Origin of the sequence: Xanthobacter sp. 126, from assembly GCF_000526175.1 — a bacterium.
GTDB classification, from domain to species: Bacteria; Pseudomonadota; Alphaproteobacteria; order Rhizobiales; family Xanthobacteraceae; genus Xanthobacter; species Xanthobacter aminoxidans.
Window position 1 is genome coordinate 1,227,822 of the sequence record NZ_JAFO01000001.1, and the last position, 16,156, is coordinate 1,243,977.

At 69.0% G+C, this 16,156-nt stretch carries 15 protein-coding genes; 13 read left to right on the plus strand and 2 right to left on the minus strand.

Annotated features, from left to right (window positions below; translation table 11 throughout):
* Window positions 1–15: 15 nt before the first annotated feature.
* From XAN126_RS0105775 to XAN126_RS0105795, 5 genes are all read left to right on the plus strand, one after another.
* The gene (locus tag XAN126_RS0105775; protein ID WP_024277655.1) at window positions 16–357 is read left to right on the plus strand and encodes a DUF971 domain-containing protein; all 342 of its coding nucleotides are present in this window, start codon (window positions 16–18) and stop codon (window positions 355–357) included.
* Window positions 354–2,102 carry a fumarate reductase/succinate dehydrogenase flavoprotein subunit gene (locus XAN126_RS0105780; RefSeq protein WP_024277656.1) on the plus strand — a complete coding sequence of 583 codons (1,749 nt, stop codon included), beginning with the start codon at window positions 354–356 and terminating at the stop codon, window positions 2,100–2,102. Before XAN126_RS0105775 ends, XAN126_RS0105780 begins: the two co-directional genes overlap by 4 nt.
* A gap of 30 nt (window positions 2,103–2,132) precedes the next feature.
* Window positions 2,133–2,366, plus strand: coding sequence for a ferredoxin family protein (locus XAN126_RS0105785; RefSeq protein WP_024277657.1), 234 nt, complete (start codon window positions 2,133–2,135; stop codon window positions 2,364–2,366).
* A 5-nt stretch (window positions 2,367–2,371) separates the two neighbouring features.
* Window positions 2,372–3,343 (plus strand): HEAT repeat domain-containing protein, encoded by a 972-nt coding sequence (locus tag XAN126_RS0105790; protein ID WP_024277658.1) that lies wholly within the window; start codon window positions 2,372–2,374, stop codon window positions 3,341–3,343.
* A 117-nt stretch (window positions 3,344–3,460) separates the two neighbouring features.
* Complete coding sequence (locus XAN126_RS0105795) at window positions 3,461–5,086, plus strand: alpha-amylase family glycosyl hydrolase (protein ID WP_024277659.1); 1,626 nt, start codon at window positions 3,461–3,463, stop codon at window positions 5,084–5,086.
* A gap of 52 nt (window positions 5,087–5,138) precedes the next feature.
* Here XAN126_RS0105795 and XAN126_RS0105800 read toward each other — a convergent pair whose 3' ends face one another.
* On the minus strand, window positions 5,139–6,170 hold the full coding sequence (locus XAN126_RS0105800; RefSeq protein ID WP_024277660.1) for a TRAP transporter substrate-binding protein: 1,032 nt from the start codon (window positions 6,168–6,170) through the stop codon (window positions 5,139–5,141).
* Window positions 6,171–6,391: 221 nt separating this feature from the next.
* On the opposite strand from XAN126_RS0105800, the gene XAN126_RS0105805 reads away from it, so the two are divergent.
* The 7 genes from XAN126_RS0105805 to bluB all read left to right on the plus strand — a co-directional run bounded on the left by XAN126_RS0105805 (window position 6,392) and on the right by bluB (window position 14,390).
* On the plus strand, window positions 6,392–7,300 hold the full coding sequence (locus XAN126_RS0105805) for an IclR family transcriptional regulator (RefSeq protein ID WP_024277661.1): 909 nt from the start codon (window positions 6,392–6,394) through the stop codon (window positions 7,298–7,300).
* Between the two features lie 26 nt (window positions 7,301–7,326).
* Window positions 7,327–8,946 (plus strand): acyl-CoA synthetase, encoded by a 1,620-nt coding sequence (locus tag XAN126_RS0105810; protein WP_029876769.1) that lies wholly within the window; start codon window positions 7,327–7,329, stop codon window positions 8,944–8,946.
* Between the two features lie 38 nt (window positions 8,947–8,984).
* Complete coding sequence (locus XAN126_RS0105815; protein ID WP_024277662.1) at window positions 8,985–9,746, plus strand: SDR family NAD(P)-dependent oxidoreductase; 762 nt, start codon at window positions 8,985–8,987, stop codon at window positions 9,744–9,746.
* 11 nt (window positions 9,747–9,757) lie between these two features.
* A complete protein-coding gene (locus XAN126_RS0105820) occupies window positions 9,758–10,513 on the plus strand; it encodes an SDR family NAD(P)-dependent oxidoreductase (protein WP_024277663.1) in 756 nt (251 codons plus the stop codon).
* Window positions 10,514–10,624: 111 nt separating this feature from the next.
* Window positions 10,625–12,133 carry a glycerol-3-phosphate dehydrogenase gene (locus XAN126_RS0105825; RefSeq protein ID WP_024277664.1) on the plus strand — a complete coding sequence of 503 codons (1,509 nt, stop codon included), beginning with the start codon at window positions 10,625–10,627 and terminating at the stop codon, window positions 12,131–12,133.
* Between the two features lie 21 nt (window positions 12,134–12,154).
* Entirely contained in the window at window positions 12,155–13,642 is a 1,488-nt protein-coding gene (gene glpK / locus XAN126_RS0105830; protein ID WP_024277665.1) for a glycerol kinase GlpK, read from the plus strand.
* A gap of 73 nt (window positions 13,643–13,715) precedes the next feature.
* Window positions 13,716–14,390, plus strand: coding sequence for a 5,6-dimethylbenzimidazole synthase (gene bluB / locus XAN126_RS0105835; protein WP_024277666.1), 675 nt, complete (start codon window positions 13,716–13,718; stop codon window positions 14,388–14,390).
* Window positions 14,391–14,427: 37 nt separating this feature from the next.
* Here the strand turns inward: bluB and XAN126_RS0105840 are convergent, their stop codons facing one another.
* Entirely contained in the window at window positions 14,428–14,988 is a 561-nt protein-coding gene (locus XAN126_RS0105840; protein ID WP_024277667.1) for a protease inhibitor Inh/omp19 family protein, read from the minus strand.
* A gap of 301 nt (window positions 14,989–15,289) precedes the next feature.
* On the opposite strand from XAN126_RS0105840, the gene XAN126_RS0105845 reads away from it, so the two are divergent.
* Complete coding sequence (locus XAN126_RS0105845; protein ID WP_024277668.1) at window positions 15,290–16,063, plus strand: SDR family NAD(P)-dependent oxidoreductase; 774 nt, start codon at window positions 15,290–15,292, stop codon at window positions 16,061–16,063.
* The last annotated feature ends 93 nt before the right edge of the window (window positions 16,064–16,156 follow it).

The following is a 16,156-nucleotide window of genomic DNA, read 5'->3' on the forward strand; positions in this document are numbered from 1 at the left end:
GGTCCAATCGGGGCCATGATGACGTCCGCCCCCGCACCCCTCCCCCTTGAAGTCGAGGAAATCCGCCTCGACCGGGACCGGCGCCGCCTGACCCTCGCTTATGGCGGGACGCGGGCGGAATTCTCGGCCGAGCGCCTGCGCTCCGCCTGCCGCTGCGCTGCCTGCACGGCGGACCGCGCCCGCGACCGCTTCCCCGCCGCCTTTCCCGGCGTCGCCCTCACCGGCGTGGAGCCGTTCGGCGCGCACGGCCTGAACCTCACCTTTTCCGACGGCCACAAGCGCGGGGTCTATCCCTTCGCCTATCTCGCGGCGCTGGCCGCGGAGGCCGCCAACGACCTTCCGGAGATGAACCCATGAGCGCGTTCGACAGCGAGATGAAGACCGAGATCGTCGAGACCGACATCCTCGTCATCGGCGGCGGCACCGGCGGCCCGATGGCGGCCATCAAGGCCAAGGAGAAGAATCCCGGCCTCAAGGTGGTCCTCATGGAGAAGGCCAATGTGAAGCGCTCCGGCGCGGTCTCCATGGGCATGGACGGGCTGAACAACGCCGTCATCCCCGGCTACGCCACCCCCGAGCAGTATGTGAAGGAGATCACCGTCGCCAATGACGGCATCGTCCACCAGAAGGCGGTGATGGCCTACGCCACCGGCTCCTACCCGATGATCCAGTATCTGGATTCCATCGGAGTGAAGTTCGAGAAGGACGGCTCGGGCGAATACAATGTGCGCAAGGTGCACCACATGGGCACCTATGTGCTGCCCATGCCGGAAGGCCACCACGTCAAGAAGGCGCTCTACCGCCAGTTGCGCAAGCACCAGGTGCTGGTGACGAACCGCTACATGGCCACCCGTCTCCTGACTGGCACGGACGGCCGCGTCGCCGGAGCCATCGGGGTGAACACCCGCACCGGCGAGTTCCTGGTGATCCGCGCCAAGGCGGTGGTGCTGGCTTGCGGCGCCGCCGGCCGCCTCGGCCTGCCGGCCTCCGGCTATCTCTTCGGCACTTACGAGAACCCGGCGAACTGCGGCGACGGCTATGCCATGGCCTACCATGCGGGCGCGGGCCTCGCGAACCTCGAGTGCTACCAGATCAACCCGCTCATCAAGGACTACAACGGCCCGGCCTGCGCCTATGTCACCGGCCCGTTCGGCGGCTACACCGCCAACAACAAGGGCGAGCGCTTCATCGAGTGCGATTACTGGTCGGGCCAGATGATGAAGGAGTTCTATGGCGAGCTGCTCAGCGGCAACGGCCCCGTCTTCCTCAACATGACCCACCTCGCCGAGGAGACCATCTCCGAAATCGAGACCATCCTGCACTCCAACGAGCGCCCCTCGCGCGGCCGCTTCCACGAGAAGCGCGGCACGAACTACCGCGAGAAGATGGTGGAGATGCACATCTCCGAGATCGGCTTCTGCTCCGGCCACTCGGCCTCGGGCGTGTGGGTGGACGAGAATGCCCGCACCACCGTTCCCGGCCTCTACGCCGCCGGCGACATGGCGAGCGTGCCGCACAATTATATGCTCGGCGCCTTCGTGAACGGCGGCATCGCCGGCGAGGACGCGGCGGACTATTGCGCCTCCACCGACCTGCCGGCCTATGACGCCGCCGACATCGCCCGCGAGCAGGCGCGCGTGATGGCCCCCACCCGCCGCGACGACGGCCTCACCCCCTTCGAGATGGAGTACAAGGCGCGCCGCCTCGTGAACGATTATCTCCAGCCGCCGAAGGTGACGGCCAAGTACAAGATCGGCCAGGCCCGCCTCGCCGAAGTGCGCGACGATCTTTCGGCCCTGTGCGTGAAGGATCCGCATGAATTGATGCGGGCGCTGGAGCTGCAATCCATCCTCGATTGCGCCGACATGGCCGCCGCCGCCTCGCTCTACCGCACCGAGAGCCGCTGGGGTCTCTACCACTGGCGCGTGGACCACCCCGCCACCGACAACGAGAACTGGTTCTGCCACACCCTCCTCTACAAGGACGAGATGGGCCGCATGGCGCACAAGAAGCGCGCGGTGGACCCCTATGTCGTCGAGATCGATGAGGACGAGATGGGCGCCTACCACCAGCTGCGCACCCCGGCCATCGCCGCCGAGTGAGCCCCTCACACCGAATTCCGGAGCTGCCCCATGCCTTTCGCCAACCACACGACTTCCGTTCCCGTGACTGTCGATGACGACAAGTGCATCGCCGAGAAGGGCTGCCGCGTCTGCATCGACGTGTGCCCGCTCGACGTGCTCGCCATCAACCCGGCCTCCGGCAAGGCGCACATGAAGTATGACGAGTGCTGGTACTGCATGCCGTGCGAGGTGGATTGCCCCACCGGCGCGGTGAAGGTCGAAATCCCCTATCTGCTGCGGTGAGCGCCATGGCCATCTTCGACGATTTCGACGACGACCTCGACGCCGTGGCGGATCGCGCCCGCGATCCCGATGCCGGCATCCGCCGCGTGGCCATGCTGGGCCTCGCCGAGAGCGTGGACCCGGGCGCGGTGGACCTGCTGCTGGCCGGCCTGAAGGACGCCGATGCCGGCGTGCGGGAAGCCGCCGCCAAGTCCCTGGACGAGCATTCCGGCCTGCCGGCCGCCCTCGGCCTCATCGATGCGCTGGACGACGCGGAGGAGGCGGTGCGCCTCGCTGCCGCCGAGAGCCTCGCCGACAAGAAGGAGCCGGCCTCCGCGCCCCGCCTCATCGAGCGGGCGCAGGAGACGGGTGGCCCCCTGAGCGCGTTCGTCCGCACGTCGGCGCTCCGGGCGCTGCGCGACATGCAGGATGCCTCGGCCATGCCGGTGGCCCTCGGCGCGCTCACCGATCCCGACATGGCGGTGCGGCGCGAGGCGCTGGGCGTGCTCGGCTATCTGAAGGCCGACGCTGCGCTCCCGGCGCTGCTCATCGCCGCCACCGATCCCGAGCCGGCGGTGCGCCGGGCGGTGATGGCAGCCCTCGTCTTCGTGCGGAGCGGAACGGCGGGCGTGCCCGCGCTGATCGCCGGGCTCAGCGACGGCCACTGGCAGGTGCGCGAGGAAGCCGCCTATTCCATCGGCAAGGCGAAGATTCTCGAGGCGGTGGACCCGCTGATCGTCGCCGCCAATGACGATGCCTGGCAGGTGAAGGCCAAGGCGGTGAACGCGCTCGGCAAGCTGAAGGCCCGCGCGGCCGTCCCGGTGGTGTCGGAGGCGCTGGGCGACCAGTTGTCCAACGTCCGCAAGGAGGCCGCCGCGGCGCTGGGCGAGATCGCCGATCCCGCCGCCGTGCCCGCGCTTGAAGCCGTTTATGACGACCCGGACCCGGACGTGCGCAAGCTGGTGCGCTGGGCCATCGACCGCTGCCGCGCGGCCTGAGGGGAGGGCGTTCCAGCCCTTCCCGACGGCCGGTCATGAAACCGAACCGGGCCGGCCGTACTTCTCCAATCTGAGCCGGAGCGCCAGAGTGCTCCGGCAGAGCGGGAGAAGATGCCAATGGCGGAGCAGGAACGCGAGCGGCTGAAGGCCGGGCCGCTGTGGTGGCAGTCCGGCGTGGTCTACCAGATCTATCCGCGCTCGTTTCAGGATTCGAACGGCGATGGCGTGGGCGACCTCAAGGGCATCATCTCCCGGCTCGCCTATCTCGCCGACCTCGGCATCGACGCCATCTGGATCTCCCCCATCTATCCCTCGCCCATGGCGGATTTCGGCTATGACGTGGCCGACTACACCGCCATCCATCCCCTGTTCGGCACGCTTGAGGATTTCGACCGGCTGGTTCAGGAGGCCCACGCGCGGGGGCTGAGGATCATCCTCGATTTCGTGCCCAACCACTCCTCGCAGGAGCATCCCTGGTTCAAGGCCTCCCGCTCGGGCAAGGATGATCCCAAGCGCGACTGGTACATCTGGCGCGCTCCCGGCCCGGATGGCGGCCCGCCCAACAACTGGCTTTCGGAATTCGGCGGCAGCGCCTGGGAATATGATGCGGCGAGCGGCCAGTATTACTATCACGCCTTCCTGAAGGAGCAGCCGGACCTCAACTGGCGCAACCCGGACGTGGTCGAAGCCATACACGACGTCCTGCGCTTCTGGCTCGACCGGGGCGTGGACGGCTTCCGCATCGACGCGCTCTGGCATGTCATCAAGGATGCGGAGTTCCGGGACAATCCGCCGAACCCTGATTTCCGCGAGGGCATGAACCCGCACTCCGCTTTGACCCAGCTCTATACCGGCGACCGACCGGAGGTGATGGATGTCATCGCCGGCTTCCGCGCCCTCGCCGAGTCCTACGATGGCGACCGGGTGCTCATCGGCGAAGCCTATCTGCCGCTCCACCGCATCGCCGCCTATTACGGCGAGAACGGGCGCGGCGTGCATCTGCCGTTCAACTTCACGCTCCTCGCGGCACCGTGGAATGCAGCGGCACTGGCGCCGCTGATCGCCGCCTATGAGGCCGCCATTCCCGAGGGCGGCTGGCCCAACTGGGTGCTCTCCAACCACGATCGCCCGCGCGTCGTCGGCCGGCTCGGTCCCGATCAGGCGCGGGTGGCGGCCATGCTGCTGCTGACGCTCCGGGGCACGCCGACGCTCTATTACGGCGACGAGATCGGCATGACGCAGGTGCCCATACCGCCCGAGCGGGTGCAGGACCCGTTCGAGAAGAACGTGCCCGGCCTCGGCCTCGGCCGCGACGGCGCGCGCACGCCCATGCAGTGGGACGATGGCCCCTTCGCCGGCTTCTCCACTGTGGAGCCGTGGCTGCCGCTGGCGGACGATTTTACCGAGGTGAACGTGAAGCGGGAGCGGGGGGAGGCGGCATCCCTGCTCACCCTTACCCGCGCGCTGCTGGCCCTGCGGCGGGCGCATCCGGCCCTGTCCGTGGGTCTGTGGTCCCCGGTGGCGGCGGTGGGCGATCTCGTCGCCTATCTCAGGCAGGGGGAGGGGGAGACGATGCTGGTGGCGCTCAATCTCGGCGGCGACCCGCTGTCGGTGACGCTGCCGGAAGCGGTGGGCGGGGGACGCCTCGTGCTGTCCACCTTCTGCGATCGCGTGGGGGAGCGCGTGGGCGACACCATCGACCTTCGGCCCAATGAGGGCATCGTGGTGCAACTGGCGCCGTGAACGAAAAGGGGCGGCCGAAGCCGCCCCTTGAAACTTGAGGAAAAGCGGCGGCTCAGGAGAGCTGGCCGGTATACTTCTCCAGCGTGGCCCAGGCTTCGTCGCCGTACTTGCCCTTCCACTCGGCATAGAAGCCGGCCTTGCGCAGCTGGTCGCGGAAGCTGTCCACCTTCGGCTCGTTGAAGGTGAGGCCCTTTTCCGCCAGCTCCTTGCGCAGGGTGTTGTTGAGGGCGAACACGTCATCGCGCTGCTTGAGGCCCGCCTCGTTGATGTTCTTCGCCACGATGGCGCGCAGATCGTCGGGCAGCTTCTCGAAGGCGCGGCGGTTGGCGAGGAACCAGAAGCCGTCCCACATGTGATTGGTGAGGGAGCAGTATTTCTGCACCTCGTAGAGCTTCGCCGTGGAGATGATGGCGAGCGGGTTCTCCTGCGCGTCCACGGCGCGGGTCTGCAGCGCGGTGTAGACCTCGGCGAAGTTGAGCGAGGCGGGGGCGCTGTCGAACGCCTTGAACATGGAGGTCCACAGCGGAGACACCGGCACGCGGATCTTCAGGCCCTTGAGGTCGGCCGCGGTCTCGATGGGCTTGGTGGAGGTGGTGATCTGGCGGAAGCCGTTGTCCCAGATCTTGTCCATGGCGACGATGCCGGCCTTGGAGATCTGCCCGCGCACGTAGGTGCCGAGGTCGCCGTCCATGGCCTTCCACACGCTGGCATAGTCCGGGAAGGCGAAGCCGATGCCGCTGATGGAGGCGTTGGGCACCAGCGTCGAGAGGATCAGCGGCGAGAGGGTGAAGAACTCGATGGCGCCGGAGCGCAGCTGGCTCAGCATGTCGGTGTCGCCACCGAGCTGGCTGGAGGGGAAGATATTGATCTCGACCCTGCCCTTGGTCTCGGCCTTGATCTTCGCCGCCATCTCCTGCGCGCGCACGTTCATGGGGTGCGTGACCGGCAGGTTGTTGGCGTATTTGTAGGAGAATTCGGCGCTCTGGGCCCGCGCGACGGTGGGGGCGAACAGGGCCGGCGCAATGGCGCCGGTCAGCGCCGTGGCGGCGCTCGCCTTGATGAGGGTGCGACGGGTCAGTGTCATCGGTGCTCCTCCTTGCGGCCGTTTCGCGCGGTGCCCCGACTGGCTCCGGCCCGGCCCGACTGGTTTCCTTGGGTCCAATATATGGACCTCTTTTCCCGCCGCCCATGCTGGCCCGCTTGTGGGCATTTCGCAAGCAGATTATGGTCCCTTTGGACGCCGCGCGGCGGCGATCCCAATTTGCCAGATAAATCAGGTCCATATTCTGGATCAAGGGAGCGCGTGTGGCAGGGGGACTGAAAGCACCCGCCGCCGGAGCAAGCGGGCCGGAGCATCCGTCGGGCGGGACCCCGGATGTCGCGCCTGAGTCGGCCGGCGGCACCCAGAGTATCGCGCGCGCGGTGGCGCTGCTGATGCTCGTGGGCCGTGCGGGAGCGGAGGGTGCCCGCCTCGCCGATCTCGTGGCGCGTTCCGGCCTTTCCAAGCCCACCGTGCGCCGCGTCCTGCTGGCGCTGGTGCGCGCCGGGCTGGTGGACCAGGACGAGGCGAGCCGCCGCTATCATGTGGGCCCCGAAGCCTATGTGCTCGGCACGCTGGCCGCGCCGCGCTTCGGCATCCACGCACTCGCCCTCGACGGGCTCTCCCGCATCGCCCGCCAGAGCGGCGACTGCGCCTTCCTCTCGGTGCCGCGCGGGGCCTTTTCCGTGTGCCTGCACCGCGAGGAGGGCACCTGGCCCATTCGCACCCATGTGCTCCAGGCCGGCGACCGGCACCCCCTCGGCATCGGTGCCGGCGGCCTCGCCATCCTCGCCGCGCTGCCCGAGGCCGAGGCGGCGCGCATCATCGAGGCCAATGCGGCGGCGCTCGCGGCCTATCCCGGCTATTCCCCCGATCTGCTGCGCGCCGCCATGGGCGAGACCCGCGCGCGCGGCTATGCGCTCAATCCCGGCCTCTACGTCGCCGGCTCCTGGGGCATCGGCGTGCCGGTGCGGGGCGCGGACGGGCGCCCGCTCGGCGCGCTCTCGCTCGCAGCCATCGAGAGCCGGCTGGGCGCGGAGCGGCAGACGGAGCTGGTGCCGCTGCTTCAGCGCGAAGCCGCCGCGCTGGAGGCGAAGCTCGGCGGCAGTGAGCGGGGGCCGCCACCGCGCTCGGCTCGTCCCATCGCCCGCCCCTTGGCCCGCCCGGCCCCCTGATTGTTTCCGATCCCGGAGTGAAGTGAATGTCCGCACCTGCCCAGACCGTCGCCGAGGCCCCGCGTGGCGGCGTGGCCCGCACCAGCCGCCGGGTGATGAACCTCTCCCATTTCCTGCGCCAGGCGGCGCGGCGGCTGCCGGCCCATATCGCCTTCGTCGAGGGCGAGCGCACCGTGACGTGGGCCGAGATGGATGCCCGCGTGGATGCCATGGCGGCGGAGCTGGCCGCCCGCGGCGTCGTCAAGGGCGACCGCATCCTCGTGCAGTCGAAGAACTGCCTCGAAATGTTCGAGAGCATGTTCGCGTCCTTCCGGCTGGGCGCGGTGTGGGTGCCCACCAATTTCCGCCAGACTCCGGGGGAGGTCGCCTATCTCGCCTCCGCGTCGGGCGCGAGCCTCATGATCTGCCACCGGGACTTTCCCGAGCATGTGGAGGCCGCCCGCGCCGAGGCGCCGGCCATCCGCGAGGTCATCGCCATCGGCGCCGCACCCTTCGGCGCCGACTATGGGGAAATCGTCGCCGCCCGCCTCGGCGAGACTGTTCCGGTGGCGGATATGGAGCATGATGACCCCTGCTGGTTCTTCTTCACCTCCGGCACCACCGGCCGCCCCAAGGCGGCGGTGCTGACCCATGGCCAGATGGCCTTCGTCATCACCAACCACCTCTGCGACCTGATGCCCGGCACCACCGAGCAGGACGCCTCCCTCGTGGTCGCGCCGCTCTCCCACGGCGCGGGGGTGCATCAGCTGGTGCAGGTGGCGCGCGGGGTGAAGACCATCCTCATGCCCTCCGAGCGGTTCGATGCCGCCGAGGCCTGGCGGCTGGTGCAGGACTGGCGGGTGACCAACATGTTCACCGTGCCCACCATCACCAAGCTCCTCACCGAGCACCCCTCGGTGGATGCATTCGACCACTCCTCCCTGCGCTATGTGATCTATGCCGGCGCGCCCATGTACCGGGAGGACCAGAAGTTCGCGCTGAGGAAGCTCGGCAAGGTGCTGGTGCAGTATTTCGGCCTCGGCGAGGTGACCGGCAACATCACCGTCCTGCCGCCCTACCTGCACGACCCCGAGGACGGCCCGCATGTGAAGCTCGGCACCTGCGGCTTCGAGCGTACCGGCATGCAGGTCCAGATCCAGGACGATGCCGGCAGCGAGGTCGCGCCCTTCGAGACCGGCGAGATCTGCGTCTGCGGCCCGGCGGTGCTGGCTGGCTACTACGACAATCCGGAGGCCAACGCGAAGGCGTTCCGTAACGGCTGGTTCCGCACCGGCGACCTCGGCCACATGGACACCGAGGGCTTCGTCTACATCACGGGGCGTGCCTCGGACATGTACATTTCCGGCGGCTCCAACGTCTATCCGCGCGAGGTGGAGGAGAAGGTGCTCACCCATCCGGCCATCGCGGAGGTGGCCATCCTCGGCGTGCCGGACCCCATGTGGGGCGAGGTGGGTGTCGCCGTCTGCGTGCTGCGCGAAGGACAGGCGGTGAGCGAGGAGGAACTGGTTACGTTCCTCGACGGCAAGGTCGCCCGCTACAAGCTGCCCCGGCGCGTGCATTTCTGGGACGCGCTGCCGAAGTCCGCCTACGGCAAGATCACCAAGAAGATGGTGCGCGAGGCCCTGGCCGAGCGCGGGCTCATCTGAGCCGTGGACCTACCTAAAACACCCTCAGGGAGACTGCCGTGTCGAGACCGGGAAGCGTGATCGTGACGGGTGGTGCCTCGGGCATCGGCCTCGCCGTGGTGGAGGAGCTTCTGGCCGAGGGCTGGCGCGTCGTCGCCGCCGACCTCGTGCCGGAGAGCATCGAGAAGGCGCGGGCCGCGCTCGCCGCCCATGGCGACAAGGTGCGGGTCGTCCAGGCCGACATTTCCGACGAGGCGCAGGTGGTGAAGCTCGTCGCCGAGACGGAGAGCGGCTTTGGTCCCCTGTGGGGCGTTGTGAACTCCGCCGGCATCGCCCGCGATATCCCCGCCCTCGACACGTCGGCGGACATCTTCCGCAAGATTCTCGACGTGAACGTCATCGGCACCTTCCTGGTGGCGCGCGAGGCGGCGAAGGTGATGCAGGCGCGCAGCGCCGGCTCCATCGTCAACATCGCGTCCGTCTCGGGCATCCAGGGCAATCTCGGCCGCGCCGCCTACGGCTCGTCCAAGGGTGCGGTGGTGGTGCTCACCAAGGTTCTCGCGGTGGAGTTCGCGGCCCTCGGCATCCGCGTCAACGCCATTGCGCCGGGGCCGGTGGATACGCCGCTGGTGCAGGCGGTGCATACCGATCAGGCGCGCACCGCGTGGCTCGCCCGCGTACCGCTCAACCGCTATGCGCAGCCGAAGGAAATGGCCGGCACCATCGCCTTCCTGCTGGACCCCGAGAAATCCTCCTACGTGACCGGCCAGACCATCAACGTTGATGGCGGCTTCACCGCCGGCGGGTTGATCCGGCCGTGACGGGGGATGAGATGAAGGGCAGCGTCATCGTCACCGGCGGTGCCTCCGGCATCGGTCTCGCCGTGGTGGAAACCCTGCTCGCCGAGGGCTGGCGCGTCGTCGCGCTGGACCTCGCCGCCGACAGCATCGCCAAGGCGCGGGAGCATCTCGCGGCACATGGCGCGCGGGTGCGGTTCGAGACGGTGGACATCACCGACGAAAGCGCGGTGGTGGCGGCCGTCGCGCGCACGGCGGCGGCCCTCGGCCCGCTCAAGGGGGTGGTGAACTCGGCCGGCATCGCCCGCGATATTCCCGCCTTGGACACGTCAGTGGAACTGTTCCGCAAGGTGCTGGACATCAACCTCGTCGGCAGCTTCGTCGTGGCGCGGGAGGCGGCGAAGGCCATGCGGGAGACGGGCGGCGGCTCTATCGTCAACATCGCCTCGATCTCCGCTTTGCGCGGCAATCTCGGCCGCTCCGCCTATGGCGCCTCCAAGGGCGGCGTGATGACGCTGACGAAGATCCTCGCGGTGGAATTCGCGCCGCTGGGTATTCGCGTGAATGCGGTGGCGCCCGGCCCCATCGAGACGCCGCTGGTGCGCGAACTGCTGACGGCCGAGACCCGCGCCGCGTGGCTGAAAACCCTGCCGCTCCGCCGCAACGGCACGCCGCAGGAGGTGTGCGGCGCCATCTCCTTCCTTCTGGACGAGCGGGTGTCGTCCTACGTCACCGGCGAGACCATCGCCGTGGACGGCGGCTTCTCGGCGGGCGGTCTCATCAACGTCTGAGGCGGCCGGGCGCCCGCTCGTCCACATGGATCGGCGGCGCAGGCGTTGACCTGCCGCGGGTCTCGGGCATCGTCGGGCGGAGCGAACCGATTCCGGTGCGGGGAGGCCGAGATGGAGGAGAGCGGTCAGGTCTTCGACCTCGCCATCGTCGGCGGCGGCATCAATGGCTGCGGCATCGCCCGCGATGCCGTGGGACGCGGCCTGTCCGTGGTGCTGTTCGAGAAGGGGGACCTTGCCTCCGGCACGTCCTCCGCCTCCACCAAGTTGATCCACGGCGGCCTGCGCTATCTCGAATATTACGAGTTCCGCCTCGTGCGCGAGGCGCTGGCCGAGCGGGAGGTGCTGTGGGGCATCGCGCCTCATATCGTCTGGCCCCTGCGCTTCGTCCTGCCGCACCATCCGGGCCTGCGCCCGGCGTGGCTGCTGCGGCTCGGCCTGTGGCTCTACGATCATATCGGCGGCCGTCGCCTGCTGCCGCCCACCCGCACGCTGGACCTGCGGCACGATCCCGCCGGCCAGCCGCTGCGGCCGGGCTATGGCCGGGCCTTCGAATATTCCGACTGCTGGGTGGAGGATGCGCGCCTCGTGGTGCTCAATGCCCGCGACGCCGCGGACCGGGGCGCCGCCATCCGCCCGCGCACCCGCGTCACCAGCGCACGACGGGAGGCGGGGCTGTGGGTGATCGAGAGCGAGCATGAGGGTCGACCCGAGACGGTGAAGGCGCGGGCGCTGGTGGATGCGGCCGGCCCCTGGGCGGGCGAGGTGCTCGACGTGCTGAAGACCGGTAGGGGCGAGTCGCACGCGCCACTCCGCCTCGTGCAGGGCAGCCATATCGTGGTGCCGCGGCTCTATGCGCACGAGCGCTGCTACATCTTCCAGAACGCGGACGGGCGCATCATCTTCGCCATTCCCTACGAGGGCGATTTCACCCTTATAGGCACCACCGACCGCGATTTCTCCGGCCATCCCGAGGACGTGCATGCGACGCCGGAGGAGGTGGCCTATCTGTGCGCGGCGGCGAGCGAATATTTCGCCGCCACCATCGCCCCCGAGCAGGTGGTGTGGACCTATTCCGGCGTGCGCGCCCTCTATGACGACGGCGCCGGGGCCGCCCAGTCGGCGACGCGGGACTATGTGCTCGCCCTCGATGCGTCGGAGGAAGGGGCGCCGCTCCTCACCGTGTTCGGCGGCAAGATCACCACCTATCGCCGGCTGGCCGAGGCGGCGCTGACGCGCCTCGCGCCGCACTTTCCCCATCTCGGCGCGCCCTTCACGGCCAGCGCACCGCTGCCCGGCGGGGATTTCCCGCGTCAGGGCTATGACACTCTGGTGCGCACCCTGCGCGGTGCTTTCCCGGCGCTCGATCCCGCCCTGCTGGCGCGGCTCGCGCGGGCCTATGGCACGTCCGCCTTCCAGTTGCTGGACGGAGTGAGCGACGAGGACGACCTCGGCGACTGGTTCGGCGCGCATCTGTGCGCCCGCGAAGTGGACTATCTGATGGACCGGGAATGGGCGCTGACCGCCGCCGACGTGCTATGGCGGCGCTCCAAGCTTGGCCTGCGCACCGCGCCGCATGCGGTGGAGGCGCTCGACGCCTACATGGCGGCGCGGCGCGCCTGAAACAGAACAAGGGAGGACGCCGTGGCCGCCTACATTCTCGCCATCGACCAGGGCACCACCTCCTCGCGCGCGCTGCTGGTGCGGCGGGACGGCTCCGTCGCGGCGCTGGCGCAGGAGGAGCTGCCGCAGCATTTCCCCGCCTCCGGCCATGTGGAGCAGGAGGCGGAGGACATCTTCGGTACCGTGCTCAATTGCTGCCGCGCGGTGCTGGCGAAGGCGGGCGCCACGGCGTCCGACATCGCCGCCATAGGCATCACCAACCAGCGCGAGACGACCCTCGTGTGGGAGCGGGCGACCGGCCGCGCCATCCACCGCGCCATCGTCTGGCAGGACCGCCGCACGGCCGAGGCCTGCGCCCAGCTGGAGGCGGACGGCCATGGCGCGCTGGTGAATGCGCGCACCGGCCTTCTGCTCGATCCCTATTTCTCCGCCACCAAGATCGCCCACATCCTCGATGCCGTGCCCGGCGCGCGGGAGCGGGCGGAGACGGGGGAGCTGGCCTTCGGCACGGTGGACAGCTTCCTGCTCTATCGCCTCACCGGCGGCCGCGTGCATGTGACCGACGCCACCAATGCCGCGCGCACGCTGCTCTTCGACATTCATCGCGGCGCGTGGGACGACGATCTCCTCGCCTTGTTCTGCGTGCCGCGCGCTTTGCTGCCGGAGGTGAAGGACTGCGCCGCGGATTTCGGCACCACCGATCCGGCGCTGTTCGGCGGGCCCATCCCCATCCGTGGCGTGGCGGGGGACCAGCAGGCGGCCATGGTGGGGCAGGCGTGCTTTGCGCCCGGCATGGTGAAATCCACCTACGGCACCGGCTGCTTCGCCCTGCTCAATACCGGCACGACGCCCGTCGCCTCCTCCAACCGGCTCCTGACCACCATCGCCTACCAGATCGGCGGCCAACGCACCTATGCGCTGGAGGGCTCCATCTTCGTCGCCGGCGCGGCGGTGCAGTGGCTGCGCGACGGGCTGAGGATCATCTCCACCGCCAGCGAGAGCGACCGCCTCGCGGCAGAGGCGGACGCGGGACAGGACGTAATTCTCGTCCCCGCCTTCGTCGGGCTCGGTGCGCCCTATTGGCGGCCGGAGGTGCGCGGCGCCCTGTTCGGCCTCACCCGCGCCACCGGCCCGGCGGAACTGGCGCGCGCGGCGCTGGAAAGCGTGTGCTTCCAGACCGTGGACCTCATCGACGCCATGCGCGCCGACTGGCCGGATGGCGATACGGTGCTGCGCGTGGACGGCGGCATGACCGTCTCCGACTTCACCATGCAGCGCCTCGCCGACCTCCTCGGCGCCCCGGTGGATCGGCCTGTGCAGAAAGAGACGACCGTGCTCGGCGCCGCCTATCTCGCGGGCCTGGAGTGTGGCTTCTTCCCGCCGCCGGACGTCTTCGCCGGCCAGTGGCGGCTGGAGCGGCGGTTCACGCCGCAGATGCTGCCCGAGGTGCGCGCCGGCCGCATCGCCCAGTGGCGGGATGCGGTGGGGCGGCTGATCGGCGGGGTATGAGGACGCAGGGTTCGGGATTGATCTTGCCGGCGCGTCGGCGCCGAATTGACCGAATGAATACGGGGAGAGCGCCATGGTCCGGGACGACAGTTTCTCGGCGGACGAGCGCGCCGCCATCTATCGATGCATCGCCGCGCGGCGGGACGTGCGCCGGAACTTCCTGCCCGATCCCGTGCCCGACGCGGTGCTCGCCCGCGTGCTGGCCGCCGGCCATGCGGCGCCCTCGGTGGGCTTCCTGCAGCCGTGGAACTTCATCGTGGTGCGTTCAGCCGAGACCAAGGCGGCGCTGCACGACGCCTTTTCGCGCGCCAATGCCGAAGCGGCGGAGATGTTCGAGAGCGAGCGGGCGCAGCTCTATCGCACGCTGAAGCTGGAGGGCCTGCGCGAGGCGCCGCTCCTGCTGTGCATCACCTGCGAACGCGACCGCGCGGGGCCGGTGGTGCTGGGGCGCACCCACCAGAGCGAGATGGACATCTATTCCACCGTCTGCGCGGTGCAGAACATCTGGCTGGCGGCGCGGGCGGAAAATCTGGGCGTCGGCTGGGTGTCGATCCTGGACCTTGCCGACCTCCGCCACATCCTCGCCATCCCGGACCACATCGTGCCCATCGCGCTGCTGTGCGTGGGCTATGTGGAGGGGTTCGCGGCGACGCCCGACCTCGAGCGGGCCGGATGGCGACAGCGCCTGCCGCTGGAGGAACTGGTATTCGCGGAGCGATTCGGTGCGCGGGAGAAGGCCGGGACGTAAGCGGCTGCCGCCTCAGCGGGACGTTGGGCCGCCCGCCTCAGCGGGCGAGGGCGACCTGCTGGCCGGTCTCGGCGATGGTGCCGACGTAATGGTTGGGGCCATCCGGCTGGAGCCGGACGGTGACCTTGCCCTGATGGTTCTGCAGCACGATGTCCGAGCCCATCATGTCCCAGCCCTTGGTCATGAAGATCTCGCTGGGGCAGGAGACGTCGGCCTGGGCGGAAAGGCCGCTGAGGCCGCGGTCGGTGCCGAGCCGAACCGGACAGGAGGCCTTGCCGCCATCCCACGAGAAGCTCCAGGCGCCGGAAACCTGTTCCTTGGCCGCGCTGGGAGCGAAGGCGGTGGCGCCGGGATTGGCCGGAGGCGGCGTAAGAGGCACGTTGGAGGCAGTGGTGCGCGGCGTGATGGCGCCGGTGGCGGTATCGGCCGCGGCCGTGGACACGTTGCCGGGCACGGGCGAGGATTCGACCGCACCAGTCGGCGCCGTGAGCACGCGATTGGCCGCCATGGCGGACGGCTTCGCCCCGAAGCCGTCAAGCTCCGTGCTGCACCCGCCGAGGGCCAGCGCCAGAGCCGCCGAAACCAGAACCACCTTCATCCATTGTTCTCCGGACGTGTCCGCAACCTAGCGCCTTCACGCGAAAACCGCCACCCGCCCCTGAGTGGCTCGCACGGGACGCATCGACGTTCGGACCACAGCTGACAGGCGCGAACCCTAGCCGGCTGCGGGTAAACGCACCCTTTCGTGAGATCGTGGCAGCAGCAAGGCTGGTGATGTATCAAGATACCGTTTCGTGGCGGCGGATGGACGCGATGGTTAAGGCGGTTTAATCACCGGCGCACCTTGCGGCACGCTCTTCCGCGCCCTTCTCCCGTCCTTGCCTTGCTCGGAGCTTTCCATGGCTATGCTCGATCCCCGCACGCTGACCCTCGTCGTGACCGGCGCCACCTCGGGCATCGGCGCCGCCACCGTCCGCCGCTTTGCGAGCGCGGGATCGAAGGTGGTCGCCGTGGGCCGCCGGGCCGACCGCCTGGAAGGTCTCAAGGCCGAGTTCGGCGACCTGATCCTCCCGCTGGAGCTTGATGTGCGCGACGAGAAGGCGACGTTCGACGCCTTCTCCAGCCTGCCGGCGCCGTTCGCCGATTACAACATCGTCTTCGCCAATGCCGGCCTCGCGCTCGGGCTCGAGCCCGCGCAGAAGGCGGAGCTGGACGAGTGGAAGACCATGGTGGAGACCAACATCACGGGCATGCTCACCACCGTGCGCGCGAGCCTGCCGGCCATGGTGGCGCGCAAGGAGGGGCATGTGGTGTTCACCGGCTCCGTCGCCGGCGACTACCCCTATTTCGGCGGCAACGTCTACGGTGCCACCAAGGCCTTCGTGAAGCAGTTCTCCCTGAATTTGTGGGCGGATGTGGCCGGCACCGGGGTGCGCGTCACCAACATCGAGCCGGGCCTCGTGGAGACGGAATTCTCCGTGGTCCGCTTCTCCGGCGACAAGGGCAAGGCGGATCAGGTCTATGCCGGCTATACGCCCATGACCGGCGAGGACATTGCCGAGCAGGTGTATTTCGCCTGCACCATGCCCCGCCACGTCAACATCAACCGCATCCAGTGCATGGCCGGTCAGCAGACCTTCAACGGGCTCACCGTGCGGCGCGATCCGGCCTGAGGACGGTCGGCTCGGGGGAAATCGGGTGGCCGGCGCTTGCGGCGCCTGCTGAGATGGGCAACGCTCGATCAGAAGGAGACGTGCCGTGCTGGC

What these genes read in the sequence shown, in the direction of transcription:
- XAN126_RS0105840 (WP_024277667.1), bottom strand. Translation starts at nt 14,988, where the DNA reads ATGAAGGTGGTTCTGGTTTCGGCGGCTCTGGCGCTGGCCCTCGGCGGG.
- XAN126_RS0105795 (WP_024277659.1), top strand. Translation starts at nt 3,461, where the DNA reads ATGGCGGAGCAGGAACGCGAGCGGCTGAAGGCCGGGCCGCTGTGGTGG.
- XAN126_RS0105800 (WP_024277660.1), bottom strand. Translation starts at nt 6,170, where the DNA reads ATGACACTGACCCGTCGCACCCTCATCAAGGCGAGCGCCGCCACGGCG.
- XAN126_RS0105820 (WP_024277663.1), top strand. Translation starts at nt 9,758, where the DNA reads ATGAAGGGCAGCGTCATCGTCACCGGCGGTGCCTCCGGCATCGGTCTC.
- XAN126_RS0105780 (WP_024277656.1), top strand. Translation starts at nt 354, where the DNA reads ATGAGCGCGTTCGACAGCGAGATGAAGACCGAGATCGTCGAGACCGAC.
- XAN126_RS0105845 (WP_024277668.1), top strand. Translation starts at nt 15,290, where the DNA reads ATGGCTATGCTCGATCCCCGCACGCTGACCCTCGTCGTGACCGGCGCC.
- XAN126_RS0105810 (WP_029876769.1), top strand. Translation starts at nt 7,327, where the DNA reads ATGTCCGCACCTGCCCAGACCGTCGCCGAGGCCCCGCGTGGCGGCGTG.
- XAN126_RS0105785 (WP_024277657.1), top strand. Translation starts at nt 2,133, where the DNA reads ATGCCTTTCGCCAACCACACGACTTCCGTTCCCGTGACTGTCGATGAC.
- XAN126_RS0105790 (WP_024277658.1), top strand. Translation starts at nt 2,372, where the DNA reads ATGGCCATCTTCGACGATTTCGACGACGACCTCGACGCCGTGGCGGAT.
- bluB (WP_024277666.1), top strand. Translation starts at nt 13,716, where the DNA reads ATGGTCCGGGACGACAGTTTCTCGGCGGACGAGCGCGCCGCCATCTAT.
- XAN126_RS0105825 (WP_024277664.1), top strand. Translation starts at nt 10,625, where the DNA reads ATGGAGGAGAGCGGTCAGGTCTTCGACCTCGCCATCGTCGGCGGCGGC.
- XAN126_RS0105775 (WP_024277655.1), top strand. Translation starts at nt 16, where the DNA reads ATGATGACGTCCGCCCCCGCACCCCTCCCCCTTGAAGTCGAGGAAATC.